General features: G+C 67.2%; 26 protein-coding genes and 1 tRNA gene. 21 read left to right on the top strand and 6 right to left on the bottom strand.

Features of this window, described 5'->3' with window-relative positions; translation table 11 throughout:
- From AAG801_RS08790 to AAG801_RS08700, 19 genes are all read left to right on the top strand, one after another.
- Positions 1-324 (top strand): triose-phosphate isomerase (locus AAG801_RS08790; protein WP_341888067.1); only part of this gene is annotated, 324 nt, incomplete at its 5' end.
- Positions 325-362: 38 nt separating this feature from the next.
- Positions 363-776, top strand: a complete 414-nt coding sequence (gene secG / locus AAG801_RS08785) for a preprotein translocase subunit SecG (protein WP_341888066.1) — start codon at positions 363-365, stop codon at positions 774-776.
- Positions 777-941: 165 nt separating this feature from the next.
- Positions 942-1026 (top strand) — tRNA-Leu (locus tag AAG801_RS08780).
- Between the two features lie 14 nt (positions 1027-1040).
- Positions 1041-1400 (top strand): NADH-quinone oxidoreductase subunit A, encoded by a 360-nt coding sequence (locus AAG801_RS08775; protein WP_341888065.1) that lies wholly within the window; start codon positions 1041-1043, stop codon positions 1398-1400.
- A gap of 15 nt (positions 1401-1415) precedes the next feature.
- Complete coding sequence (locus AAG801_RS08770) at positions 1416-1892, top strand: NADH-quinone oxidoreductase subunit B (RefSeq protein WP_293430864.1); 477 nt, start codon at positions 1416-1418, stop codon at positions 1890-1892.
- A gap of 13 nt (positions 1893-1905) precedes the next feature.
- Positions 1906-2502, top strand: a complete 597-nt coding sequence (locus AAG801_RS08765; RefSeq protein WP_341888064.1) for an NADH-quinone oxidoreductase subunit C — start codon at positions 1906-1908, stop codon at positions 2500-2502.
- A 1-nt stretch (position 2503) separates the two neighbouring features.
- A complete protein-coding gene (locus tag AAG801_RS08760; RefSeq protein WP_341888063.1) occupies positions 2504-3757 on the top strand; it encodes an NADH-quinone oxidoreductase subunit D in 1254 nt (417 codons plus the stop codon).
- The gene (gene nuoE / locus AAG801_RS08755) at positions 3754-4236 is read left to right on the top strand and encodes an NADH-quinone oxidoreductase subunit NuoE (RefSeq protein WP_341888062.1); all 483 of its coding nucleotides are present in this window, start codon (positions 3754-3756) and stop codon (positions 4234-4236) included. Before AAG801_RS08760 ends, nuoE begins: the two co-directional genes overlap by 4 nt.
- A 5-nt stretch (positions 4237-4241) precedes the next feature.
- Entirely contained in the window at positions 4242-5585 is a 1344-nt protein-coding gene (gene nuoF / locus AAG801_RS08750) for an NADH-quinone oxidoreductase subunit NuoF (RefSeq protein WP_341888069.1), read from the top strand.
- 17 nt (positions 5586-5602) lie between these two features.
- Positions 5603-7927: an NADH-quinone oxidoreductase subunit NuoG gene (gene nuoG / locus AAG801_RS08745; protein WP_341888061.1), complete on the top strand. Its 2325-nt coding sequence runs from the start codon at positions 5603-5605 to the stop codon at positions 7925-7927.
- A gap of 8 nt (positions 7928-7935) precedes the next feature.
- The gene (gene nuoH, locus AAG801_RS08740; protein ID WP_341888060.1) at positions 7936-9000 is read left to right on the top strand and encodes an NADH-quinone oxidoreductase subunit NuoH; all 1065 of its coding nucleotides are present in this window, start codon (positions 7936-7938) and stop codon (positions 8998-9000) included.
- A 10-nt stretch (positions 9001-9010) separates the two neighbouring features.
- Positions 9011-9508: an NADH-quinone oxidoreductase subunit NuoI gene (gene nuoI, locus AAG801_RS08735; RefSeq protein WP_341888059.1), complete on the top strand. Its 498-nt coding sequence runs from the start codon at positions 9011-9013 to the stop codon at positions 9506-9508.
- Positions 9509-9546: 38 nt separating this feature from the next.
- On the top strand, positions 9547-10185 hold the full coding sequence (locus AAG801_RS08730) for an NADH-quinone oxidoreductase subunit J (protein WP_341888058.1): 639 nt from the start codon (positions 9547-9549) through the stop codon (positions 10183-10185).
- Positions 10182-10508, top strand: coding sequence for an NADH-quinone oxidoreductase subunit NuoK (nuoK, locus tag AAG801_RS08725; RefSeq protein ID WP_341888057.1), 327 nt, complete (start codon positions 10182-10184; stop codon positions 10506-10508). Before AAG801_RS08730 ends, nuoK begins: the two co-directional genes overlap by 4 nt.
- A 7-nt stretch (positions 10509-10515) precedes the next feature.
- Positions 10516-12561, top strand: coding sequence for an NADH-quinone oxidoreductase subunit L (gene nuoL, locus AAG801_RS08720; RefSeq protein WP_341888056.1), 2046 nt, complete (start codon positions 10516-10518; stop codon positions 12559-12561).
- A 23-nt stretch (positions 12562-12584) separates the two neighbouring features.
- A complete protein-coding gene (locus AAG801_RS08715; protein ID WP_341888055.1) occupies positions 12585-14063 on the top strand; it encodes an NADH-quinone oxidoreductase subunit M in 1479 nt (492 codons plus the stop codon).
- 1 nt (position 14064) lies between these two features.
- Entirely contained in the window at positions 14065-15546 is a 1482-nt protein-coding gene (nuoN, locus tag AAG801_RS08710; protein WP_341888054.1) for an NADH-quinone oxidoreductase subunit NuoN, read from the top strand.
- A gap of 10 nt (positions 15547-15556) precedes the next feature.
- A complete protein-coding gene (locus tag AAG801_RS08705) occupies positions 15557-16150 on the top strand; it encodes an NUDIX hydrolase (RefSeq protein WP_341888053.1) in 594 nt (197 codons plus the stop codon).
- Between the two features lie 28 nt (positions 16151-16178).
- The gene (locus AAG801_RS08700; protein WP_341888052.1) at positions 16179-16607 is read left to right on the top strand and encodes a DUF1178 family protein; all 429 of its coding nucleotides are present in this window, start codon (positions 16179-16181) and stop codon (positions 16605-16607) included.
- 44 nt (positions 16608-16651) lie between these two features.
- On the opposite strand, the gene AAG801_RS08695 is transcribed toward AAG801_RS08700, so the two are convergent.
- The gene (locus AAG801_RS08695; RefSeq protein ID WP_341888051.1) at positions 16652-18052 is read right to left on the bottom strand and encodes an FAD-binding oxidoreductase; all 1401 of its coding nucleotides are present in this window, start codon (positions 18050-18052) and stop codon (positions 16652-16654) included.
- A complete protein-coding gene (locus AAG801_RS08690; RefSeq protein WP_341888050.1) occupies positions 18049-18420 on the bottom strand; it encodes a DUF2069 domain-containing protein in 372 nt (123 codons plus the stop codon). The genes AAG801_RS08695 and AAG801_RS08690 overlap by 4 nt, the downstream gene beginning before the upstream one ends.
- Before the next feature lie 20 nt (positions 18421-18440).
- On the opposite strand from AAG801_RS08690, the gene AAG801_RS08685 reads away from it, so the two are divergent.
- Positions 18441-19688, top strand: coding sequence for a YihY family inner membrane protein (locus tag AAG801_RS08685; protein WP_341888049.1), 1248 nt, complete (start codon positions 18441-18443; stop codon positions 19686-19688).
- On the opposite strand, the gene AAG801_RS08680 is transcribed toward AAG801_RS08685, so the two are convergent.
- From AAG801_RS08680 to AAG801_RS08665, 4 genes are read right to left on the bottom strand one after another with little or no spacing between them, the layout of a single operon-like run.
- Entirely contained in the window at positions 19660-20976 is a 1317-nt protein-coding gene (locus tag AAG801_RS08680; RefSeq protein ID WP_341888048.1) for a diguanylate cyclase, read from the bottom strand. The genes AAG801_RS08685 and AAG801_RS08680 overlap by 29 nt on opposite strands.
- A gap of 9 nt (positions 20977-20985) precedes the next feature.
- Entirely contained in the window at positions 20986-21309 is a 324-nt protein-coding gene (locus AAG801_RS08675) for a DUF962 domain-containing protein (RefSeq protein ID WP_341888047.1), read from the bottom strand.
- A complete protein-coding gene (locus AAG801_RS08670; protein WP_341888046.1) occupies positions 21306-22133 on the bottom strand; it encodes an alpha/beta hydrolase in 828 nt (275 codons plus the stop codon). The genes AAG801_RS08675 and AAG801_RS08670 overlap by 4 nt, the downstream gene beginning before the upstream one ends.
- Positions 22133-23434: an O-acetylhomoserine aminocarboxypropyltransferase gene (locus AAG801_RS08665; RefSeq protein ID WP_341888045.1), complete on the bottom strand. Its 1302-nt coding sequence runs from the start codon at positions 23432-23434 to the stop codon at positions 22133-22135. The genes AAG801_RS08670 and AAG801_RS08665 overlap by 1 nt, the downstream gene beginning before the upstream one ends.
- A gap of 74 nt (positions 23435-23508) precedes the next feature.
- Here AAG801_RS08665 and AAG801_RS08660 point away from each other — a divergent pair, with 74 nt between their 5' ends.
- Entirely contained in the window at positions 23509-23973 is a 465-nt protein-coding gene (locus AAG801_RS08660) for a CBS domain-containing protein (RefSeq protein WP_341888044.1), read from the top strand.
- Positions 23974-24001: the final 28 nt, after the last annotated feature.

Genomic DNA, 24001 nt, shown 5'->3' with positions numbered 1-24001 from the left:
GTGGTCAAGCGCCAGATGTCGGCGGTGATCCACACACTCGGCCACTGCATCTCGCAGGTCGTCGTGGCCTACGAGCCGGTGTGGGCCATCGGCACCGGCAAGACCGCCACGCCGGAGCAGGCGCAGGCGGTGCATGCGCTGCTGCGCATGCAGCTCGAAGCGGCCAGCGCCAAGGCCGGCGAGATGAAGATCCTCTACGGCGGCAGCGTCAAGGCCGACAACGCGGCGACGCTGTTCGCGCAGGCCGACATCGACGGCGGCCTGATCGGCGGAGCCTCGTTGAAGGCGAGCGACTTCGTCGCCATCTGTCGCGCCGGGACCTGAGTGTCCGCGGTGCCTGAATTTTCGGAGTTCCCCACAAAATGAACCTTCTGCACAACCTGCTCGTGGCCGTCCAGATCATCTCGGCCCTCGTGATGATCGGCCTCGTGCTCATCCAGCACGGCAAGGGCGCCGACATGGGTGCGTCCTTCGGCAGCGGTGCCTCGGGCAGCCTGTTCGGCGCGACCGGCAGCGCGAACTTCCTGTCTCGCTCGACGGCGGTGTGTGCCGCCGTCTTCTTCGCCTGCACGCTGACGTTGGCCTTCTTCGCCAATGATCGTGCATCGCGTCCCGCAGGTGGCAGCAGCGTGCTCGAAGGTGCTGCGGCACCTGCGGCCAGCGTGCCGAGCACCGGTGCCGCGCTGGTGCCGGGCTCGGCAAGCGCCCCCGCAGCCGCCGTGCCCGCTCCCGCGCCGACCGCCTCGTCGGGCGCTGGCGCCGTTCCCGCCAAGTGATCTGTCGCGCGAGGCGCATGGCGCTTCATGCGCCAGCGCAAATCGCGCTGTTGCAGTGCAGCGCGAGGGTGGGTTTACGCGGGGATTGAGGTTAGAATGCGCGGCTGTCCGGGGAGCCATTCCTCATGCAAACCGAGACAACCGTGAGTACACCGCTAGTACGCGGCCGACGTGGTGAAATTGGTAGACACGCTATCTTGAGGGGGTAGTGGCGAAAGCTGTGCGAGTTCGAGTCTCGCCGTCGGCACCAGACATCTGCCTCTCATGAATCTGGAACCCTACCTCCCCGTCATCCTGTTCATCCTGGTCGGCGTGGGGGTCGGGGTCGCTCCCCAGGTTCTCGGCTTCCTGCTCGGGCCGCGCCGGCCCGACACCGCGAAGAACTCTCCGTACGAATGCGGATTCGAGGCCTTCGAGGACGCACGCATGAAGTTCGACGTGCGCTACTACCTCGTCGCAATCCTCTTCATCCTGTTCGATCTCGAGATCGCGTTCCTCTTCCCGTGGGCCGTGTCGCTGAATGAAATCGGCGCGTCAGGCTTCTGGGCCATGATGATCTTCCTGGGCATCCTCGTCGTCGGCTTCGCCTACGAGTGGAAAAAGGGCGCCCTCGACTGGGAATGAGCTGAGAGCACCGACATGGGCATCGAAGGCGTACTGAAAGAGGGCTTCGTCACCACGAGCCTCGACGCGGTCATCAACTGGTCCAAGACCGGCTCGCTGTGGCCGATGACCTTCGGCCTGGCCTGCTGCGCGGTGGAGATGATGCACGCCGGTGCGGCGCGCTACGACATCGACCGCTTCGGCATGCTGTTCCGCCCCAGCCCGCGGCAGAGCGACCTGATGATCGTCGCCGGCACGCTGTGCAACAAGATGGCGCCGGCGCTGCGCAAGGTCTACGACCAGATGGCCGAGCCGCGCTGGGTGCTCTCGATGGGATCCTGCGCCAACGGCGGCGGCTACTACCACTACAGCTACTCGGTGGTGCGCGGCTGCGACCGCATCGTGCCGGTCGACGTCTACGTGCCCGGCTGCCCGCCCACTGCCGAAGCGCTGCTCTATGGCGTGCTGCAGTTGCAGGCCAAGATCCGCCGCGAGAACACCATCGCTCGATAACAGCAACAAGACGATGAGCAAGCTTGACACGCTCCAGGCGGCCCTGGAATCCGCGCTCGGTGCCCGGCTGCACAAGCTGGTGCGCGACCGCGGCGAGATCACCGTCACGGTCAGCGCGATCGACTACCCGGAGGCGGCGCGCACGCTGCGCGACCATCCTGAACTGAAGTTCGAGCAACTGATCGACCTGTGTGGCGTCGACTACGCGAACTGGAAGGACCAGCCCTGGGAAGGTCCGCGCTTCTGCGTCGTCTCGCATCTGTTGTCGGTGACGAAGAACTGGCGCGTGCGCCTGAAGGTGTTTGCGCCCGACGACGACGTTCCGGTGGTCAAGTCGCTGACCGAGGTCTGGAGTTCGGCCAACTGGTTCGAGCGCGAAGCCTTCGACCTGTACGGCATCATCTTCGACGGCCACCTCGACCTGCGCCGCATCCTCACCGACTACGGCTTCATCGGGCACCCGTTCCGCAAGGATTTCCCGACCACTGGCCACGTCGAGATGCGCTACGACCCCGAGCAGAAGCGCGTGATCTACCAGCCGGTGACCATCGAGCCGCGCGAGATCACGCCGCGCATCATCCGCGAAGACAACTACGGCGGACTGCATTGAGATGGCCGAGATCAAGAACTACACCCTGAACTTCGGCCCGCAGCACCCGGCCGCGCACGGCGTGCTGCGCCTCGTGCTCGAGCTCGACGGCGAGGTCATCCAGCGTGCCGACCCGCACATCGGCCTGCTGCACCGCGCCACCGAGAAGCTCGCCGAGAGCAAGACCTTCATCCAGTCGCTGCCGTACATGGACCGTCTCGACTACGTGTCGATGATGTGCAACGAGCATGCGTACTGCCTGGCGATCGAGAAGCTGATGGGCATCGCGGTGCCCGAGCGCGCGCAGTACATCCGCGTGATGTACAGCGAGATCACGCGGCTGCTGAACCACCTGATGTGGCTGGGCGCGCACGGCCTCGACTGCGGTGCGATGAACATCTTCATCTACTGCTTCCGCGAGCGCGAAGACCTGTTCGACATGTACGAGGCGGCCTCCGGCGCGCGCATGCACGCGGCCTACTTCCGCCCTGGCGGCGTCTACCGCGACCTGCCCGACACGATGCCGCAGTACAAGGCATCGAAGATCCGCAACGCCAAGGCGATCACGCGGCTGAACGACAACCGGCAAGGTTCGCTGCTCGACTTCATCGACGACTTCACGCAACGCTTCCCGACCTACGTCGACGAGTACGAGACGCTGCTGACCGACAACCGGATCTGGAAGCAGCGCACCGTGGGCATCGGCGTGGTCTCGCCGCAGCGGGCGCTGAACCTCGGCTTCACCGGCCCGATGCTGCGCGGCTCGGGCGTGGAGTGGGACCTGCGCAAGAACCAGCCCTACGACGTCTACGGCAAGCTCGACTTCGACATCCCGGTCGGCGTCAACGGCGACACCTACGACCGCTACCTCGTGCGCGTCGAGGAGATGCGCCAGAGCAATCGCATCATCAAGCAGTGCGTCGACTGGCTGAAGGCGAACCCGGGCCCGGTGATCACCGACAACCACAAGGTGGCGCCGCCGTCGCGGGTCGAGATGAAGTCGAGCATGGAGGAGCTGATCCACCACTTCAAGCTCTTCACCGAAGGCTTCCACGTGCCCGAGGGCGAGGCCTACGCGGCGGTGGAACACCCGAAGGGCGAGTTCGGCATCTACCTGGTCAGCGACGGCGCCAACAAGCCCTACCGGCTGAAGATCCGCCCGCCCGGCTTCGCGCACCTGGCTGCGCTCGACGAGCTGTCGCGCGGCCACATGATCGCCGACGCCGTCGCGATCATCGGCACCATGGACATCGTGTTTGGCGAGATCGATCGATGAGCTTCTCCGATACCACGCTGGCGCGCTTCGCGAAGGAAGTGGCCAAGTACCCCGCGGACCAGAAGCAGTCCGCCGTGATGGCCTGCCTGGCGATCGTGCAGCAGGAGCAGGGCTTCGTGTCGGCCGAGAGCGAGAAGGCGATCGCCGCCTACCTCGGCATGCCGCCGATTGCGGTGCACGAGGTCACGACCTTCTACAACATGTACAACCAGCAGCCGGTCGGCAAGTTCAAGCTGAACGTCTGCACCAACCTGCCGTGCCAGCTGCGCGACGGCCAGACGGCGCTGGACCACGTCTGCGGCAAGCTCGGCGTGGAGAAGGGCGGCACGACGGCCGACGGCCTGTTCACTGTGCAGGAGAGCGAGTGCCTCGGCGCCTGCGCCGATGCGCCGGTGCTGCTGGTCAACGACCGGCAGATGTGCAGCTTCATGAGCACCGCCCGGCTCGACGAGTTGATCGACACGCTGAAGAAGGCATGACGACCATGCTCGATCTGTCCAAGTTCCAAGCCAACGGCACCGAGACCTGCTTCCACGGCCGCCACCTCGGCGCGCAGATCTATGCTGACCTGAACGGCAGCAACTGGTCGCTGAAGGACTACGAGGCGCGCGGTGGCTACCAGGCGCTGCGCAAGATCCTCGGCCAGGACGGCGGCCCCGGCATGACGCCCGAGCAGGTCATCGCCGAGGTCAAGCTCTCCGGCCTGCGCGGCCGCGGCGGCGCGGGCTTCCCGACCGGTCTGAAGTGGAGCTTCATGCCGCGCGCCTTCCCGGGCCCGAAGTACCTCGTCTGCAATTCCGACGAAGGCGAGCCGGGCACCTGCAAGGACCGCGACATCCTGATGTTCAACCCGCACATCGTCATCGAAGGCATGGCGATCGCGGCGTATGCGATGGGCATCTCGACCGGCTACAACTACATCCACGGCGAGATCTTCGAGGTCTACGAGCGCTTCGAGGCGGCGCTGGAGCAAGCCCGTTCGGCCGGCTACCTCGGCGACGCCATCATGGGTTCGGGCTTCAACTTCCAGCTGCATGCCTCGCACGGCTTCGGCGCCTACATCTGCGGCGAAGAGACTGCGCTGCTCGAGTCGCTCGAAGGCAAGAAGGGCCAGCCGCGCTTCAAGCCGCCGTTCCCGGCCAGCTTCGGCCTGTACGGCAAGCCGACGACGATCAACAACACCGAGACCTTCGGCGCCGTGCCCTGGATCATCCGCAACGGCGGCCAGGCCTACCTCGAGGTCGGCAAGCCGAACAACGGCGGCACCAAGATCTACTCGGTGTCGGGCGACGTCGAGCGCCCCGGCAACTACGAGATCCCGATGGGGACGCCGTTCGCCAAGCTGCTCGAACTCGCCGGCGGCGTGCGCAAGGGACGCACGCTGAAGGCGGTGATTCCCGGCGGTTCGTCGGCGCCGGTGCTGCCGGCCTCCATCATGATGGAGTGCACGATGGATTACGACAGCATCGCCAAGGCCGGCTCGATGCTGGGCTCGGGCGCTGTCATCGTGATGGACGACTCGCGCTGCATGGTCAACTCGCTGCTGCGCTTGTCGTACTTCTACATGCACGAGAGCTGCGGCCAGTGCACGCCGTGCCGCGAGGGAACTGGCTGGATGTACCGCGTGATCGAGCGCATCGCGCACGGCCAGGGCCGCAAGGAAGACATCGAACTGCTGAACTCGGTGGCCGACAACATCCAGGGCCGCACCATCTGCGCACTCGGCGATGCCGCCGCGATGCCGGTGCGCGCGATGATCAAGCACTTCCGCGATGAGTTCGTCCACCTCATCGAGCACAAGACCCGCAAGGTCGCCGAGATCGCCTGAGCGACCGAGCCATCAACATGATCGAAATCGAACTCGACGGCAAGAAGGTGGAGGTGCTCGAAGGCAGCGTGATCATGCACGCCGCCGAGAAGGCCGGCACCTACATCCCGCACTTCTGCTACCACAAGAAGCTCTCGATCGCGGCCAACTGCCGCATGTGCCTGGTCGACGTGGAGAAGGCGCCCAAGCCGATGCCGGCCTGCGCCACGCCCGTCACGCAGGGCATGATCGTCCGCACCAAGAGCGACAAGGCGATCAAGGCCCAGCAGTCGGTGATGGAGTTCCTGCTCATCAACCACCCGCTGGACTGCCCGATCTGCGACCAGGGCGGCGAATGCCAGTTGCAGGACCTGGCCGTCGGCTACGGTGGCTCCTCGTCGCGCTACCAGGAAGAAAAGCGCGTCGTCTTCCACAAGAACGTCGGCCCGCTGATCTCGATGGAAGAGATGAGCCGCTGCATCCACTGCACGCGCTGCGTGCGCTTCGGCCAGGAAGTGGCCGGGGTGATGGAGCTCGGCATGATCCACCGCGGCGAGCATTCCGAGATCACCACCGTGCTCGGCGGGACGGTCGACTCCGAACTGTCGGGCAACATGATCGACCTGTGCCCGGTCGGTGCGCTGACCAGCAAGCCGTTCCGCTACAGCGCCCGCACCTGGGAGCTGTCGCGCCGCAAGAGCGTCAGCCCGCACGACAGCACCGGCGCGAACCTGATCGTGCAGGTGAAGAACGGCAAGGTGATGCGTGTCGTCCCGCTTGAGAACGAGGACGTCAACGAGTGCTGGATCGCCGACCGCGACCGCTTCTCCTACGAGGCCGTCAACAGCGACGAGCGCCTGACCACGCCGATGCTCAAGCAGGGCGGGCAGTGGAAGGCGGTCGACTGGACCACCGCGCTGGAGTACGTGGCGCGTGGCCTCACGCAGATCAAGGTTGACCACGGCCCGGCCGCGATCGGTGCGCTGGGTTCGGCCCATGCCACCATCGAGGAACTGCACCTGCTCGCGAAGCTGGTGCGTGGCCTGGGCAGCGAGAACATCGACCACCGCAGCCGCCACGCCGACTTCGCCAACGTGGCGCCTACGGCCAAGGCACGCTGGCTGGGCCTGCCCATCGCGGCGCTGTCGAACCTGCAGCGTGTGCTGGTGGTGGGCTCGTTCCTGCGCAAGGATCATCCGCTGTTCGCGGCGCGCCTGCGCCACGCCGCCCGCAAGGGCGCGCAGGTGCACAGCCTGCACGCGCTGGCCGATGACTGGCTGATGCCCATGGGCACGCAGCTGGTCGCTGCGCCCTCGGCGTGGCTGCAGTCGCTGGCAGACATCGCCGCGGCCGTGGCATCCACCAAGGGCATCAACGCGCCGATGGCTGGCAACGCCTCGACCGAGGCGAAGGCCATCGCCGACTCGCTGCTCTCCGGCGAGCGCAAGGCCGTGCTGCTCGGCAACGCTGCGGCCCAGCACCCGCAGGCCGGTGCGCTGCTCGCACTGGCGAACTGGATCGCAGCGCAGACCGGCGCCTCGGTCGGCTACCTCACCGAAGCCGCCAACAGCGTCGGTGCGCAGCTCGTCGGTGCCCAGCCGGGCGCGGGCGGCCTCGACGCTGGCCAGATGCTCGGCAGTGCCCAGCTCAAGGCGGCTCTGCTGCTCGATGTCGAGCCGACGTTCGACGCCGCCGACCCGAGCGCCGCCAAGGCCGCGCTGCAGGGTGCCGAAATGGTCGTCGCCCTCAGCGCCTTCAAGTCGGCCGCGCTCGACGTGGCCGACGTGCTGCTGCCGATCGCCCCGTTTACCGAGACCTCCGGCACCTTCGTCAACGCCGAAGGTCGCGTGCAGAGCTTCCACGGTGTCGTCAAGCCTGCTGGCGAGGCGCGGCCGGCGTGGAAGGTGCTGCGTGTGCTCGGCAACATGATGGGTGTCGCCGGCTTCGACTTCGAGACCTCCGAAGAGGTACGTGCGCAAGCGCTGGGTGATGTCGCCGCGATCGCTGCGCGCCTGGACAACGGCTCGAATGCTGCGCTGACGTCTGCTTCAGCGCCCGCCGGCCTGCAGCGCATCGCTGACGTGCCGATCTACTGTGCCGACTCGCTGGTCCGCCGCGCGCCCGCTCTGCAGGCCACCGCCGACGCGCGCACGCCGCAGGCCAGCCTGCCGGCGGCGCTGTGGTCGCAGCTCGGCCTGGCTGCCGGCGATCGGATTCGGATCACGCAGGGCGCTGCCAGCGCCGTGCTGAGCGCGCGCCTTGATGCGACGCTCGCCGCCGACACGGTTCGTGTGCCGGCCGGCCACTCTGATACCGCCACGCTTGGTGCGCAGTTCGGCGCCATCACGGTCGAGAAAGCCTGAGGCGAACGATGCTCGACACCGTCACCACCTACGGCAGTTCCTTCCTCGGCCCCGTCTGGCCGGTGGTCTGGACCCTCGTCAAGATCGTCGCGCTGGTGCTGCCGCTGATGATCTGCGTCGCCTACCTGACGCTCTGGGAGCGCAAGGCCATCGGCTGGAGCCAGATCCGCCCCGGCCCGAACCGCGTCGGCCCGAAGGGCCTGCTGCAGCCGATCGCCGATGCAGTCAAGCTGATCTTCAAGGAGATCATCCTGCCGACGGCGGCCAACAAGCCGCTGTTCCTGCTCGGCCCGGTGATGACCATCATGCCGGCGCTGGCCGCCTGGGCGGTCGTGCCCTTCGGCCCAGAGGTCGCGCTGGCCAACGTCAACGCCGGCCTGCTGTTCCTGATGGCGATCACCTCGATGGAGGTCTACGGCGTGATCATCGCCGGCTGGGCCTCCAACTCGAAGTACGCCTTCCTCGGCGCGCTGCGCGCCTCGGCGCAGATGGTTTCGTACGAGATCGCGATGGGCTTCGCGCTGGTGGTCGTGCTGATGGTCTCGGGCTCGCTGAACATGACCGAGATCGTGATGGGGCAGAACAAGGGCTACTTCGCCGACAAGACGCTGAACTTCCTGTCCTGGAACTGGTTGCCGCTGCTGCCGATCTTCGTCGTCTACGTGATCGCCGGCATCGCCGAGACCAACCGCCACCCGTTCGACGTGGTGGAAGGCGAGTCGGAGATCGTCGCCGGCCACATGGTCGAGTACTCGGGCATGTCCTTCGCGATGTTCTTCCTCGCCGAGTACGCCAACATCATCCTGATCTCGACGCTGGCCTCGCTGCTGTTCCTCGGCGGCTGGCTGCCGCCGATCGACAGCGCGCTGTTCAACTGGATCCCCGGCTGGATCTGGCTCGGCCTCAAGGTCTTCTGCATCTGCACGCTGTTCCTCTGGGTGCGCGCGAGCTTCCCGCGCTACCGCTACGACCAGATCATGCGCCTGGGCTGGAAGATCTTCATCCCGGTGACGCTGGTCTGGCTGGTCGTGGTCGGCCTGTGGATCCAGTCGCCCTGGAACATCTGGAAGTAAGGACCGCGCCATGGCATCGGCCTCCACCCTCAAGGACTTCGTCTCCAGCTTTTTCCTGCTGGAGCTGCTCAAGGGCTTCAAGCTCACCGGGCGGCATTTCTTCCAGCGCAAGATCACCATCCAGTTCCCGGAAGAGAAGACGCCGCTGAGCCCTCGCTTCCGCGGCCTGCACGCGCTGCGCCGCTACGAGAACGGCGAGGAGCGCTGCATCGCCTGCAAGCTGTGCGAGGCGGTGTGCCCGGCGATGGCGATCACCATCGAGTCCGACGTCCGTGACGACGGCTCGCGCCGCACCACGCGCTACGACATCGACCTGACCAAGTGCATCTTCTGCGGTTTCTGCGAGGAGAGCTGCCCGGTCGACTCGATCGTCGAGACGCACATCTTCGAGTACCACGGCGAGAAGCGCGGCGACCTGTACTTCACCAAGGACATGCTGCTCGCGGTGGGTGACCGCTACGAGCGCGAGATCGCGGCCACCAAGGAGGCGGACGCCAAGTACCGCTGACCGCCCCGGCGGCCGGCCTACGCGCCTGCAAGAACAACATGGACATGCAAACCGCGCTCTTCTACGTCTTCTCGGCCGTGCTTCTGTTCGCGGCCTTCCGCGTGATCACGGCGCGCACCCCGGTCTACGCGGCGCTCTACCTCGTGCTCGCCTTCTTCAACGCGGCCTGCGTGTGGATGCTGCTGCGCGCCGAGTTCCTCGCCATCTCGCTGGTGCTCGTCTACGTCGGCGCGGTGATGGTGCTGTTCCTCTTCGTCGTGATGATGCTCGACATGAACGTCGACTCGCTGCGCGAAGGCTTCTGGAAGCACTTCCCGCTGGCCGGCCTGATTGGCGTGGTCATCGCGCTGGAGATGGCGCTGGTGCTGATCCCCGGCTTCGATGTGCGCAGTGCGCCAGTGGCCGATGCGGCGGCGCTGAAGATGGGCAACACCAAGCTGCTCGGCATCGAGATGTATACGCGCTACCTGTACCCGCTGCAGATCGCCGCGGTCATCCTGCTGGTGGCGATCATTGCGGCCATCGCACTGACCCTGCGTCGCCGCAAGGACTCGAAGTACATCGACCCGGCCGAGCAGGTGCGGGCGAAGAAGGCGGACCGCGTCCGCCTGGTCAGCATGAAGGCGGAGGTGGAAGTCCCGGCACCGGCCGCGCCTGCAGCAGGAGAGAGCAAATGATCGGCCCGGTGATCGGCTCGGTGACTCTGGGCCACTACCTCACGCTTGGCGCGATCCTGTTCGCGCTGTCGGTGATCGGCATCTTCCTGAACCGCAAGAACCTGATCGTGCTGCTGATGGCCATCGAGCTGATGCTGCTGGCGGTCAACCTGAACTTCGTCGCCTTCTCGTACTACCTGGGCGACATGGCGGGGCAGGTGTTCGTGTTCTTCATCCTGACCGTCGCGGCGGCCGAGTCGGCCATCGGCCTGGCGATCCTGGTGGTGCTGTTCCGCAACCGCTCCACGATCAACGTCGACGAGCTCGACTCGCTGAAGGGTTGAGGCCGCCATGTCCGCATCTCTGAACCCCAACCTCCTGCTGGCCATCCCGCTGGCGCCGCTGGTCGGCGCGGTGGTCGCCGGCCTGTTCGGCAAGACCGTCGGCCGCCGCGGCGCGCACAGCATCACCATCCTCGGCGTGCTGGTGTCGTTCATCCTGTCGGCGATGGTGCTGAAGTCGGTCGCCGTCGACAGCGCCCGCTTCAACGCCACCGTCTACGAGTGGATGGTGCTCGGCGGCCTGAAGATGGAAGTCGGCTTCCTGATCGACGGCCTGTCGGCGATGATGATGTGCGTGGTGACCTTCGTGTCGCTGATGGTGCACATCTACACCATCGGCTACATGGAAGAGGATCCGGGCTACCAGCGCTTCTTCTCCTACATCTCGCTGTTCACCTTCTCGATGTTGATGCTCGTGATGAGCAACAACTTCCTGCAGCTGTTCTTCGGCTGGGAGGCGGTGGGTCTGGTGTCCTATCTGCTGATCGGCTTCTGGTACACCAAGCCGACGGCGATCTTCGCCAACATGAAGGCTTTCCTGGTCAACCGGGTCGGCGACTTCGGCTTCATCCTCGGCATCGGCCTGATCGTCACCTACGCCGGCACGCTGAACTACGGCGAAGCCTTCGCGCGCGGGCCCGAGATGGCCAAGCTGATGCTGCCCGGCACCGGCTGGATGCTGATCACCGTGACCTGCATCTGCCTGTTCATCGGCGCGATGGGCAAGAGCGCGCAGTTCCCGCTGCACGTTTGGCTGCCCGACTCGATGGAAGGCCCGACGCCGATCTCCGCGCTGATCCACGCCGCGACGATGGTGACGGCGGGCATCTTCATGGTGGCGCGCATGTCGCCGCTGTTCGAGCTGTCCGACACCGCGCTGAGCTTCATCCTGGTGATCGGCGCGATCACGGCGCTGTTCATGGGCTTCCTGGGCATCATCCAGAACGACATCAAGCGTGTCGTCGCCTACTCGACGCTGTCGCAGCTCGGCTACATGACGGTGGCGCTGGGTGCTTCGGCCTACTCGGTGGCGGTGTTCCACCTGATGACGCACGCCTTCTTCAAGGCGCTGCTCTTCCTCGCCGCCGGCTCGGTGATCATCGGCATGCACCACGACCAGGACATCCGCAACATGGGTGGCCTGCGCAAGTACATGCCCATCACCTGGATCACCTCGCTGCTGGGCTCGCTGGCGCTGATCGGCACGCCGCTGTTCGCCGGCTTCTACAGCAAGGACAGCATCATCGAGGCGGTGCATGCCTCGCACCTGTGGGGCGCGGGCTTCGCCTACTTCGCGGTGATCGCCGGCGTGTTCGTCACGGCGTTCTATTCGTTCCGCATGTACTTCCTTGTCTTCCACGGCAAGGAGCGCTTCCGCCACAAGCCGTTTCCGGGCGAGCACGATCACCACGACGACCATGGTGATGACCATGGCGAAGGCCACGGCCATGCCCACGAGCCGCACGAGTCGCCCTGGGTGGTCACGGCGCCGCTGCTGCTGCTGGCCGTGCCGTCGGTGGTGATCGGCTACCTGACCATCCAGCCGATGCTCTACGGCGAGCTGTTCTCCGATTCGATCTTCGTCAACCTCGACAAGCACCCCGCCATGGCGGAGCTGGCCCAGGGCTTCCACGGCGCGCTGGCGATGGCCGTCCACGGCCTGAGCACCTTGCCGTTCTGGCTGGCGCTGGCCGGCGTGGTGACGGCCTACGTGTTCTACATGCTCAAGCCGGAGATCCCGGCGGCGTTTGCGCGCATCTTCAGCCCGGTCGTGCGCGTGCTCGAGAACAAGTACTACATGGACTGGATCAACGAGAAGCTCATCGCGCCGGCGGCGCGTGGCATCGGCCGCGGGCTGTGGAAGGGCGGTGACGTGGGCCTGATCGACAACATCGTGATCGACGGTTCGGCGCGTGCGGTCGGCGGCCTCGCGGCGGTCACGCGGTACTTCCAGACCGGCTACCTGTACTGGTACGCGCTGGTCATGATCGTGGGTGTCATCGGCCTGATGACCTGGCAGTTGTGGCCCTACCTGGGCAGCCTGGGCGCGAAGTAGCGCACGGGACGGAGAACAAGAACATGGGTTTGCTCAGCTTGGCCATCTGGCTGCCGATCGCCTGCGGCGCATTGCTGCTCGCACTCGGCCGCGACTCTCATCCGAACGCCGCACGCTGGATGGCGCTGATCGGCTCGTTGATCAGCTTCATCGTCACGCTGCCGCTGATCGGCGGCTTCGACACCAGCACCGCGGCGATGCAGTTCACCGAGTCGCTGCCCTGGATCGAGCGCTTCAACGTGAACTACGCGCTCGGTGTCGACGGCCTGTCGATGTGGTTCGTGCCGCTGACCGCTTTCATCACCGTGATCGTGGTGATCTCGGCCTGGGAGGTGATTACTGACCGCGTCCACCAGTACATGGGCGCGTTCATGATCCTCTCCGGCCTGATGGTCGGCGTGTTCAGCGCGCTCGATGGCCTGCTGTTCTACGTGTTCTTCGAGGCCACGCTGATCCCGATGTACATCATCATCGGCATCTGGGGCGGCCCGCGGCGCGTCTACGCGGCCTTCAAGTTCTTCCTCTACACGCTGGCCGGCTCGCTGCTGATGCTGGTGGCGCTGGTCTACCTGTACTACAAGTCCGGCGGCAGCTTCGACATCCTGGCCTGGCACAAGCTGCCGCTGTCGGCGACGGCGCAGACCTTGCTCTTCTTCGCCTTCCTCGCCGCCTTCGCGGTGAAGGTGCCGATGTGGCCGGTGCACACCTGGCTGCCCGACGCCCACGTCGAGGCGCCGACCGGTGGCTCCGTCGTGCTGGCGGCGATCATGCTCAAGCTCGGCGCCTACGGCTTCCTGCGCTTCTCGCTGCCGATCGCGCCCGACGCCAGCCGCGAATGGGCGTGGTTCATCATTGCGCTGTCGCTCATCGCGGTGATCTACATCGGCCTGGTCGCGCTGGTGCAGCAGGACATGAAGAAGCTGGTGGCGTACTCCTCCATCGCGCACATGGGCTTCTGCACGCTGGGCTTCTTCATCTTCAGCGAACTGGGCGTGTCCGGCGGCATCGTGCAGATGGTCTCGCACGGCTTCATCTCCGGCGCGATGTTCCTGTGCATCGGCGTGCTCTACGACCGGGTGCATTCGCGCGAGATCGCGGCCTACGGCGGCGTGGTCAACACCATGCCCAAGTTTGCTGCCTTCGCAGTCTTCTTCGCGATGGCGAACAGCGGCCTGCCCGGCACCAGCGGCTTCATCGGCGAGTGGATGGTCATCCTCGGCACCGTCAAGGCCGGTTTCTGGCTCGCCTTCCTGGCCGCCACCGCGCTGGTGTTCGGCGCCGCCTACAACCTCTGGATGGTCAAGCGCGTCTACTTCGGCCCCGTCGCCAACGAACACGTCAAGGCGCTGACCGACCTGAACAGCCGCGAGTTCCTGATGATGGCGATCCTGGCGATCGCGGTGCTGTGGATGGGCGTGTACCCCAAGCCTTTCACCGACGTGATGCACGTCTCGGTGACCGAGCTGCTCAAGCACGTGGCGCAATCCAAGCTGGTGCCCTGACATGAACGAGATGAACTGGCTGGCGATCGCGCCCGAAGTCCTGCTGCTGGCCGCGGCCCTCGTGGTCGCGATGGTCGACCTGTGGGTCACGCACCCGCGCCGCACACCGACCTACCTGCTCGCGCAGGCCGCGCTCGCCGCGGTGGCGATCCTTCACCTGCTGCGCTTCGACGCCGGCGAAACCATCTACGCCGTGCAACGCATGGTGGTGGCCGATCCGATGGGCCACCTGCTGGCCTTCTTCGCGACCATCGCCACCATGGTCTCGCTGGCCTACGCGCGGCCCTACGCGGCCGAGCGCGAGATGCTCAAGGGCGAGCTGATCACGCTGGCGATGTTCTCGCTGCTGGGCATCAACGTGATGCTGTCGGCGAACAACTTCCTGGTCGTCTATCTCGGCCTGGAGCTGATGTCGCTGAGCCTGTACGCCCTGGTGGCGCTGCGCCGCGACCACGCCCCCGCCACCGAGGCGGCGATGAAGTACTTCGTGCTCGGCGCGCTGGCCAGCGGCTTCCTGCTCTACGGCCTGTCGATGATGTACGGCGCCACCGGCTCGCTGGACATCGGCGAGGTCTTCAAGGCCATCGCCACCGGCCAGATCAACAAGGCCGTGCTGGTGCTGGGCATCGTGTTCGTCGTCTCCGGCCTCGCATTCAAGCTCGGTGCCGTGCCGTTCCACATGTGGATTCCGGACGTGTACCAGGGCGCGCCGACGGCGATCACGCTGCTGGTGGCCGGCGCGCCGAAGCTGGCCGCGTTCGCGATCACCATCCGCTTGCTGGTCGAGGGCATGTCCGGCATCGCGCAGGACTGGCAGCAGATGCTGATCCTGTTGTCGGTCGCCTCAATGGCGCTGGGCAACCTCGCCGCGATCGCGCAGAGCAACCTCAAGCGCATGCTGGCCTATTCGACCATCGGCCAGATGGGCTTCATGCTGCTCGGCCTGACGCCGACGGTGGTGTCGGTCAACACGCTGTCGGCTGCCAACGGCTACAGCTCGTCGATGTTCTACGTGCTGACCTACGTGTTCACCACGCTGGGCACCTTCGGCATCGTGATGCTGCTCTCGCGCGCCGGCCACGAAGCCGAGCAGATCGACGACCTCAAGGGCCTGGCGCGGCGAAGCCCCTGGTACGCCGCGGTGATGGCGATCTTCATGTTCTCGCTGGCCGGCATTCCGCCGACAGTGGGCTTCTACGCCAAGCTGGCGGTGCTGCAGGCGCTGGTATCGACCAACGTCGCGCTGTACATCTGGCTGGCGGTGATCGCCGTGCTGCTGTCGCTGGTCGCAGCCTTCTACTACCTGCGCCTGGTCAAGGTGATGTACTTCGACGAGCCGGTGGATACGCACCCGATCGCCAGCACCGGTGAAGTGCGCACGCTGCTGTCGCTCAACGGCGCCGCGGTGCTGGTCTTCGGCATCCTGCCCGGCGGCCTGATGGCGCTGTGCGCGCAGGCCATCGTCAAGGCGCTCGGCTCCTGATCGGCCAGGCGTGAACGAAGCGCCGGCCAGAGCCGACGACGTGCACCTGCGCGAGGAGACCCTCGCCAGCGAGACGGTCTTCCAGGGCCGACTGCTCGAAGTGCGGCGCGACCGCATCCGCCTGCCGGACGGCGCCGAGGCGACGCGGGAGTTCATCGTGCATTCCGGTGCGGTGATGATCGTGCCCCTCCTCGACGACGGCCGCCTCGTGATGGAGCGCCAATGGCGCTATCCGCTCGCGCAGGTGATGCTGGAGTTCCCCGCCGGCAAGCTCGATGCCGGCGAGGCGACGCGCGACTGCGCTCAGCGCGAGCTGTTCGAGGAGACCGGCTACCGCGCCCGCGAATGGGCCCTCGCCGGCGTGCTGCACAACGCGATCGCCTACTCGAGCGAGCGCATCGAGATCTGGTTCGCGCGCGGCCTCACGGCCGGCGAGCGCCGTCTCGACGATGGCGAGTTCCTCGACCTGCAACTGTGCACGGTCGACGAACTCGACCGCCGCTGCGCGGCCGGCGAAGTGACCGACGCGAAGACGCTGATCGGCTTGCAGTGGTTGCAGAATTGGCGCGTCGGCCGCTGGGCCATCCCCGGCTTTTCACCGTGACGGACTGCCGCGGACCATAATCCGCGGCATGAAGGTCCTGAACCTGCGCTGTGCTCATGACCATCGTTTCGAAGGCTGGTTCGGCTCCGACGACGACTTCGAATCCCAGACCCGCCGCGGCCTGGTGAACTGCCCGACTTGCGGTGACGGCGCGATCAGCCGCCTGCCCACTGCGCCACGGCTGAACGTGTCGGCCACGAAGCAAGCCGAGGCTCCGGTCGACCCCGGCGTGGCCTTGCAGGCGGCCTGGACGCAGGCCGTACGCCGGGTGATGGCGCAGACCGAAGACGTCGGCGAGCGTTTCCCGGAAGAGGCGCGCCGCATCCACTATGGCGAGGTCGAGGCGCGCGGCATCCGTGGTCAGGCCAGCCGCGAGGATGCGCAGGCGCTGCGCGACGAAGGCATCGAGGTGATGGCGCTGCCTGTGCCCGCAGGTCCGAAAGGCCCGCTCCAGTAGTCCCCGATCGAAGGGCCTGAATCAGTAGCGCGGCGAGCCGCCGCTCAGAGCAGGCGGCCCGGATTCAGCAGGCCTTGCGGATCGAGCGCCTGCTTGATCGCCCGCATCATGCCCAGCGCCACCGGCGACTTTCGCTGTGCCAGTTCCTCGCGCTTGAGCGCACCGATGCCATGCTCGGCAGAGATCGAACCGCCGTGGGCCATCACCGCGTCGTAGACAATGCGGTTGACCTCGGACTCGCGCTCGGCGAGAAAGCGATCGGCCGGCATGTCCACCGGGGCCTGCACGTTGTAGTGCAGGTTGCCGTCGCCGAGGTGGCCGAAGTCGACCAGGCGCACACCCGGCACGGCGCGCTCGAGCAGTTCGTCGGTGTTGCGCACGAACGCCGGGATGCGCGAGATCGGCACCGAGATGTCGTGCTTGATGTTCAGCCCCTCGAGGCTCTGCGCGAGCGGGATCGATTCGCGCAGGTGCCACATGTTGCGCGACTGCTCGATGCTGGCGGCGACCGCCGCATCGCTGACCAGCCCGCGCTCGAAGGCCAGCGCGAGCAGGTCCTCGAAGCGCTGTGCGGCCTGTTCGGCATCGTCGCTGGCCGACTGCTCGAGCAGCACCGTCCAGGGCGAGCCAGGCAGGGGCTGCTGCAGTTGCGGGAAGTGCTGCCGCACCAGATCGAGCGAGAAGCGGTTCATGACCTCGAAGCCGGTCAGCCCGGCGCCGAGGCGCGCCTGCGCGAGGCCGAGGAAGTCGACCGCCGAGTCGAGCCACTCGACCGAGGCGAGGGCCGTGGTGACGGTGGTCGGCTGCGGGTAGAGCCTGAGCGTGGCTGCCGTGATGATGCCCAGCGTGCCTTCGCTGCCGATGAACAGGTCGCGCAGGTCGTAGCCGGTGTTGTCCTTGCGCAGGCCGGCCAGGCCGTCCCAGACCTCGCCGGTGGAGGTCACGACTTCCAGGCCGAGGCACAGCTCGCGCGCGTTGCCGTAGCGCAGCACCTGCGTGCCGCCGGCGTTGGTGGCCAGGTTGCCGCCGATCGTGCAACTGCCCTCGGCGGCCAGGCTGAGCGGGAACAGCAGATCCTTCGCGGCGGCCGCTTCCTGCACCGCCTGCAGCAGGCAGCCGGCCTCGACGGTCATCGTCAGGTTGGCCGCGTCGATGCTGCGCACGCGGTTGAGCCGGCCCAGGTGCAGCAGCACCTGCCTGCCGCTGCCGTCGGGCACCGAGCCGCCCACCAGACCGGTGTTGCCGCCCTGCACGACGATCGGCGCGCCGGCCTCCGCGCAGGCGCGCACCACCGCGGCCGTCTCGGCGGTCGAGGCCGGCCGCACGACCACGCGCGCCTGACCCCGGTAGCGCTTGCGCCAGTCGATCTCGTAGGCGGGCAGATTGCCGCCGCGCATCACGTAGGGCGAGCCGACGATGCCGCGCAGCGTGGCCTCGAGCGTCATGCCGTGCCTTCCGGATGGCGGCGCACTCGCCAGTGCACGTGCACCGTGCAGGCGGTGAAGAGGACAAGGCACAGCGCGATCTCGGCCAGTGCCAGCCGTGCCGACAGGCCGCCGTCGCCGCTGGCGCGCACCACGCCTTCGATGAAGTACAGCCAGATCACCAGGCTGACCCAGCGGTAGGTGTAGAGCCGGCGCTTGAGCAGCCCGGCCAGCGGAATCGTCAGCGGCAGCACCTTCAGCGCCAGCATGCCGCTGCCGGTCGGCGCGAGCCACAGCTCCCAGGCCAGGCCGAGCGCGATCAGGCCGAGCAGGGCGGCCACGGCCACGCGCTGCGACCAGGCCACGGCAGGAGAAAGTTCTGAGTGCATCGCTGGCTATGATGCCAGCAATGAATCTACCGTCGCATCTGAAGGCCCGCTTCGAGGAGAGCTGGCGCGAGCGCGCGGCGCAGCTGGTCGAGACGCTGCAGCACTGGCCCTGGCTCGAGACCGCGCGCACGCTGCGCCAGCGCTTTCGCGAAGACCATCTCGGCCTGACCGCCAGCAGCCTGACCTTCACCACGCTGATCTCGCTGGTGCCGCTGGTCACGGTGACGCTCGCGCTGTTCTCCGCCTTCCCGATGTTCGCCTCGTTCCAGGAGTCGCTGCAGAAGTACTTCCTGCAAAGCCTGGTGCCCGACAACATCGCCAAGCCGGTGATGACGGCGCTGACCCAGTTCGCCGCCAAGGCGAACCGGCTCGGCACCGTCGGCCTGGTGTTCCTGTTCTTCGCCGCGCTGGCGTTGATGCTGACCATCGACCGCACGCTCAATGCGATCTGGCGCGTGCGCACGCCGCGGCCGATCGCCCAGCGCGTGCTGGTCTACTGGGCGGCCGCGACGCTCGGGCCGCTGGTGCTGGGCGTCAGCCTGAGCCTGACCTCCTACGTCATCTCGGCCTCGCGAGGCCTCGTCTCCGAGCTGCCGGGCGGCGTCAGCCTGCTGCTCAACACCATCGAGTTCGTGCTGCTCGCCGCGGGCATGGCCGCACTGTTCCACTATGTGCCCAACACCCACGTGAGCTGGCGCCACGCGATCGCCGGCGGCGTGTTCGTCTCGGTCGGCTTCGAGGTGGCGAAGAAGGCCCTGGCCTGGTACATCGCCCAGGTGCCGACCTTCGCGGTCGTCTACGGCGCGTTCGCCACGCTGCCGATCCTGCTGGTGTGGATCTACCTCGGCTGGGTGATCGTGTTGCTCGGCGCGGTCATCGCCGCCTACGCGCCCAGCCTGCGCATGCGTGTGGCGCGCTGGCCGGACGGGCCTGGCTCGCGCTTCGCGCTCGCCCTGGCGCTGCTGACCGAACTCGATCGTGCGCGCGGCAGCGAAGCCCGTGGCCTGAGCCTGGCCGAACTGTCGGAGACGCTGCGCGTCGACCCGCTGCAGGCCGAGCCGATCGTCGACCTGCTGACCGAGATGGACTGGCTGGCGCGCCTGGACGAGCCCGGTGCGGCGCGCTACGTGCTGCTGGCAGACCCGCTGGTCACGCCGGCTGCGCCGCTGCTGTCGCGGCTGCTGCTGGAGCCGTCGCCGGCCTTGAGCGCCTTCCGCGATCGTGCCGGCTTCGACCGGCTCACGCTGGCCGAGCTGCTTCGGGCCTGACGCCGCCGCGGGCGGTGGCGTGCTGCACCTGGTCCTTGCCGAGGCGCTTGGCGGCGTACATCGCGTCGTCGGCCGCCTGCAGCAGCTTCAGCGGATGCTGAGCGTCCGAAGGGGCCAGCGCGTAGCCGATGCTCGCGCTGACGCCGCCGCCGCTGACCTCGGCGCCGACCTTGCGAACCGCCTCGAGCATGTGCAGCGCGAGCGCGCGCGCGCCGGCCGGGCCGCGCACCTGTGCGAGCACGAGGAACTCGTCGCCGCCGAAGCGGCCGACGGCGTCGTCGGCGCGCACGCTGGACTGCAGCGCCTGCCCGACCTTGATCAGCAGCGCATCGCCCTCGCGGTGGCCGAGCCGGTCGTTGACCGCCTTGAAGCCGTCGAGGTCGACGAAGAACAGCGCCACCGGCTCGTGCATCGCGGTGACCAGCGCGGCCTCGATGCGGTCCATCATCGTGCGGCGGCTGAGCACGTCGGTCAGCATGTCGCGCTCGACGCTGCGGCGCAGCTGTTCCTGCGCGACGGTGAGGTCGTGCACGTCGATCGTCACCGTGTACAGGCCGACGACCTCGCCGCCGGCGTCGAAATCCGGCACGTAGCTGGTGCGCAGCCAGCGCGGGCCACCTTCGGCGTTGTTGGCCAGGCCGTCGACCAGCCGGGTGTACTGCACCGTCTTGCCCTCCAGCGCACGGCGGAAGTGCGGCTCGTGCTCGGCCCAGCGGCGCTGGCCGCGAACCGCGCCGATATGGCGGCCGAGCAACTGCTCTGCCGGCTTGCCGATGATCTCGCAGTAGGCCTTGTTGACGAAGCGCAGCACGAACTCGCGGTCGACGTAGGTCAGCGGATAGGGGATGTTCTCGGTGAAGCGGTCGAGCCGCACGCGCGAGGCGATCAGCGCCTCGCGTGCCGTCACGTCCTCGTGGATGTCGGTGGCGATCGTCAGCACCGAGTGCACCTCGCCGTTCGCATCGGCATCTGGGAAGACCTGGATGCGCGCCCAGCGACCGGCCAGCGTGCCGTGGCGCAGCAGGCGCTCGTAGCTGGTCGTCGCGCCGCGGAAGGCCCGCTCGAAGGCCGGGCGCGCGCGGCCCCAGGCCTCGTCGCCATACAACTCGGCCAGCGTGCGGCCGAGCAGCTCGTCGCGTGTGCGGCCCGACCACATCAGGTAGGGCGAGTTGCAGAACACCAGCCGCGATTCGCGGTCCCAGCGGCCGATCGGCAGTGCGACGACGTTGACGAGCCGCTCGATCGTGCTCGGGCCGTGCTCGTCGCTCGTCGTGTCGTTCATCGCCATCAGCGGGATTCAGAACGGGATGCGGCCCGTCCAGATGTCCTTGTACATGACCCAGTCGCCCATGAAGCTGAACAGCGGCCGCTTGAACGAGGCCGGCTTGTTCTTCTCGAAGCCGAAGTGGCCGATCCAGGCGAAGCCGTAGCCGCACAGCAGGCCGTAGAGCAGGTACTGAGGCCGCCCCGTGGCGATCAGCATGGCCAGGCAGACCAGTGCCAGCGTCGAGCCGACGAAGTGCAGCCGCCGGCAGGTGCGGTTGCTGTGCTCGCTCAGGTAGAAGGGGTAGAAGTCGGCGAAGGTCTTCATCGACTTCGGATCGGCAGCGCTCGTGCTCATGCGGCCTCCACGGATCGGCCCAGGGCCATGATCGTCGCATTCAACACGGCGTCCGGCGCCTCGGTCATCAGGGAATGCCCGGCGCTGAGCGTGACGATCTGCGCACGCAACGCGGCGGCGAAGTCGCGCGTGCCCTTCGGCGACGTCATCTGATCGCGCTCGCCGAGCACGAACGTCACCGGGCAGCGCACCTGCGCGGCAGCCTGCAGGCCGTTTGCGTAGTTGTTGCACAGGTGGAAGTCGTGTTCGAACAGGTTCTGCCCCGCGCGCCCGCCGCCGGAGGCCAGCATGCGCCGCATCAGGGCGCGGTTGCTGCCGTGAAGCCACATGCCGGGGCCGGGGAACGACGGCTTGCTCGCGATGCCGCCGATCGAGAAGGCGTTGACCATGTCGATGGCCCGCAGCGGTTGCTCCCGGCCGGTCGACAGCAGCACGTCCGAAACCTTCATCGGGTAGGCCGTGGCGAGCATCACGAGAGCCGACACACGCTGCGGTGCGCGCGCGGCCATCTCCAGCCCGATCAGCGTGCCCATGCTGTGGCCCACCACCGCGGCGCGCTGCACACCGGCGGCATCGAGCAGCGCCAGCGTCCAGTCGGCCAGGGCCTCGACGCTGGGCAGCGGTGGCCCCTCGCTGCGGCCGTGGCCGGGGTGGTCGATCGCCAGCACCGCATGGCCGTGGTGCGCGAACCAGCGCGCCAGCAGGTTCCAGACGCTGTGGTCGTGGAGCGCACCATGCGCGAAGACGATGCAGGGCAGGGCGGCATCGAAAGGCTTGCCGCCGGTGTAGGCGTAGGCCTTGCGGCCGGACACGGTCAGTTCCATCAGGCCACCGCCTTCTCGGCGACCTTCAGCGCACGCTTCAGGTCGTCGATCAGGTCGTCGGCGTCCTCCAGCCCGATCGACAGGCGGATCGTGCCCGGCGCGATGCCGGCCTGGGCCAGCGCCGCGTCGTCCATGCGGAAGTGCGTGGTGGAGGCCGGATGGATGACCAGCGAGCGGCAGTCACCCACGTTGGCCAGGTGCGAGAAGATCTTCAGCGCCTCGATGAAGGCCTTGCCCTGGGCCCGCGAACCCTTGATGTCGAAGCTGAACACCGAGCCGCAGCCGCGCGGCAGCAGCTTCTTCGCCAGCGCGTGGCTGGGGTGGCCCTCCAGCTCCGGGTAGCCGACCCGCGCGACCATCGGGTGCGCCGCGAGGAACTGCACGAGCTTGCGCGTGTTCTCGACATGGCGCGCCATGCGCAGCGGCAGCGTCTCGATGCCCTGCAGGATCAGCCAGGCGGTGTGCGGGCTCATGCAGGCGCCGAAGTCGCGCAGGCCCTCGCGGCGTGCACGCAGCAGGAAGGCGCCGACCGTGCTCTCTTCGGTGAACACCATGCCGTGGAAGCCGGCATAGGGCTGCGCGAGTTCGGGGAAGCGCCCCGAACGTTCCCAGTCGAACTGCCCGCTGTCGACCAGCGCGCCACCGATCACCGTGCCGTGGCCGGAGAGGAACTTGGTGGCCGAGTGGAAGATCAGGTCTGCGCCGTGGTCGAAGGGCTTCATCAGCCACGGTGTCGTGAATGTCGAATCGACCAGCAGCGGAATGCCCTGCTCATGGGCGAGGGCCGAGACGGCCGGGACGTCGAGCACGTCCAGGCCCGGGTTGCCGAGCGTCTCGCCGAACAGCAGCTTCGTGTTCGGGCGGATCGCGGCGCGCCAGGCGTCGATGTCACCCGGCTTGACGAATGTCGTGGCTATGCCGAAACGTGCCAGCGTGTAGTGCAGCAGGTTGTGCGAGCCGCCGTACAGCGCGCTCGAACTCACGATGTGCGAGCCGGCGCCGGCCAGCGTCGCCACCGCGAGGTGCAGCGCGGCCTGGCCGCTGGCCGTGGCGATCGCGCCGACCCCGCCTTCGAGCGCCGCGACACGCTCTTCCAGCACCGCGTTGGTCGGGTTGGAGATGCGGCTGTAGACATGGCCCGAGCGCTCGAGGTTGAACAGCGACGCGGCGTGCTCGCTCGACTCGAACACGAACGAGGTGCTCAGGTGGATGGGCACCGCACGCGCGCCGGTGGCCGGGTCGGGCGCGGCGCCGGCGTGCAACGCGAGGGTGTCGAAGCCGGGGTCCGCGGCACCGGGCATGGGGTCTCCTCTGGGCTGTCTTCGCCCGGAATTGTGGGCTATATTGGGCCGCGACTTGCGACTAGGAGAGGATCATGAAGGTCAGCGACATCCTGCGCGTCAAGGGGGGCACACTTTTCACCGTCAGCCCGGAAGAGCAGCTGGCGGTCGGACTGAAGACCATGTCCGACCGGGACATCGGCTCGCTGGTGGTCATGGATCACGGTGAACTGGTGGGCATGCTCACCTTCCGCGAGGTGATCCAGGCGGTCGTCAAGAACGGCGGGTCGGTTGGCGCGACGACCATCCGCAGCGTGATGGACGACCACCCGCTGACCTGCACGCCCGAGACCGAGATCGACGAAGTGCGCCGCATGATGCTCGAGCGCCACGCACGCTACATGCCGGTGATGGACCAGCGCACGCTGATGGGTGTGATCTCCTTCTACGACGTGGCCAAGGCGGTGGTCGACAGCCAGGACTTCGAGAACCGCATGCTCAAGGCCTACATCCGCGACTGGCCGGTGGAAGAGGCCGGCACGCAGCCCACGCCGAACTGAGCCGGGCCTGTGGAGTGCGCCGACTAGA

The organism is Variovorax sp. YR752 (assembly GCF_943372545.1).
This window is presented reverse-complemented; position numbering and strand designations above follow the sequence as displayed.

What these genes read in the sequence shown, in the direction of transcription:
- secG (WP_341888066.1), top strand. Translation starts at nt 363, where the DNA reads ATGAACCTTCTGCACAACCTGCTCGTGGCCGTCCAGATCATCTCGGCC.
- AAG801_RS08775 (WP_341888065.1), top strand. Translation starts at nt 1,041, where the DNA reads ATGAATCTGGAACCCTACCTCCCCGTCATCCTGTTCATCCTGGTCGGC.
- AAG801_RS08770 (WP_293430864.1), top strand. Translation starts at nt 1,416, where the DNA reads ATGGGCATCGAAGGCGTACTGAAAGAGGGCTTCGTCACCACGAGCCTC.
- AAG801_RS08765 (WP_341888064.1), top strand. Translation starts at nt 1,906, where the DNA reads ATGAGCAAGCTTGACACGCTCCAGGCGGCCCTGGAATCCGCGCTCGGT.
- AAG801_RS08760 (WP_341888063.1), top strand. Translation starts at nt 2,504, where the DNA reads ATGGCCGAGATCAAGAACTACACCCTGAACTTCGGCCCGCAGCACCCG.
- nuoE (WP_341888062.1), top strand. Translation starts at nt 3,754, where the DNA reads ATGAGCTTCTCCGATACCACGCTGGCGCGCTTCGCGAAGGAAGTGGCC.
- nuoF (WP_341888069.1), top strand. Translation starts at nt 4,242, where the DNA reads ATGCTCGATCTGTCCAAGTTCCAAGCCAACGGCACCGAGACCTGCTTC.
- nuoG (WP_341888061.1), top strand. Translation starts at nt 5,603, where the DNA reads ATGATCGAAATCGAACTCGACGGCAAGAAGGTGGAGGTGCTCGAAGGC.
- nuoH (WP_341888060.1), top strand. Translation starts at nt 7,936, where the DNA reads ATGCTCGACACCGTCACCACCTACGGCAGTTCCTTCCTCGGCCCCGTC.
- nuoI (WP_341888059.1), top strand. Translation starts at nt 9,011, where the DNA reads ATGGCATCGGCCTCCACCCTCAAGGACTTCGTCTCCAGCTTTTTCCTG.
- AAG801_RS08730 (WP_341888058.1), top strand. Translation starts at nt 9,547, where the DNA reads ATGGACATGCAAACCGCGCTCTTCTACGTCTTCTCGGCCGTGCTTCTG.
- nuoK (WP_341888057.1), top strand. Translation starts at nt 10,182, where the DNA reads ATGATCGGCCCGGTGATCGGCTCGGTGACTCTGGGCCACTACCTCACG.
- nuoL (WP_341888056.1), top strand. Translation starts at nt 10,516, where the DNA reads ATGTCCGCATCTCTGAACCCCAACCTCCTGCTGGCCATCCCGCTGGCG.
- AAG801_RS08715 (WP_341888055.1), top strand. Translation starts at nt 12,585, where the DNA reads ATGGGTTTGCTCAGCTTGGCCATCTGGCTGCCGATCGCCTGCGGCGCA.
- nuoN (WP_341888054.1), top strand. Translation starts at nt 14,065, where the DNA reads ATGAACGAGATGAACTGGCTGGCGATCGCGCCCGAAGTCCTGCTGCTG.
- AAG801_RS08700 (WP_341888052.1), top strand. Translation starts at nt 16,179, where the DNA reads ATGAAGGTCCTGAACCTGCGCTGTGCTCATGACCATCGTTTCGAAGGC.
- AAG801_RS08695 (WP_341888051.1), bottom strand. Translation starts at nt 18,052, where the DNA reads ATGACGCTCGAGGCCACGCTGCGCGGCATCGTCGGCTCGCCCTACGTG.
- AAG801_RS08690 (WP_341888050.1), bottom strand. Translation starts at nt 18,420, where the DNA reads ATGCACTCAGAACTTTCTCCTGCCGTGGCCTGGTCGCAGCGCGTGGCC.
- AAG801_RS08685 (WP_341888049.1), top strand. Translation starts at nt 18,441, where the DNA reads ATGAATCTACCGTCGCATCTGAAGGCCCGCTTCGAGGAGAGCTGGCGC.
- AAG801_RS08680 (WP_341888048.1), bottom strand. Translation starts at nt 20,976, where the DNA reads ATGGCGATGAACGACACGACGAGCGACGAGCACGGCCCGAGCACGATC.
- AAG801_RS08675 (WP_341888047.1), bottom strand. Translation starts at nt 21,309, where the DNA reads ATGAGCACGAGCGCTGCCGATCCGAAGTCGATGAAGACCTTCGCCGAC.
- AAG801_RS08670 (WP_341888046.1), bottom strand. Translation starts at nt 22,133, where the DNA reads ATGGAACTGACCGTGTCCGGCCGCAAGGCCTACGCCTACACCGGCGGC.
- AAG801_RS08665 (WP_341888045.1), bottom strand. Translation starts at nt 23,434, where the DNA reads ATGCCCGGTGCCGCGGACCCCGGCTTCGACACCCTCGCGTTGCACGCC.
- AAG801_RS08660 (WP_341888044.1), top strand. Translation starts at nt 23,509, where the DNA reads ATGAAGGTCAGCGACATCCTGCGCGTCAAGGGGGGCACACTTTTCACC.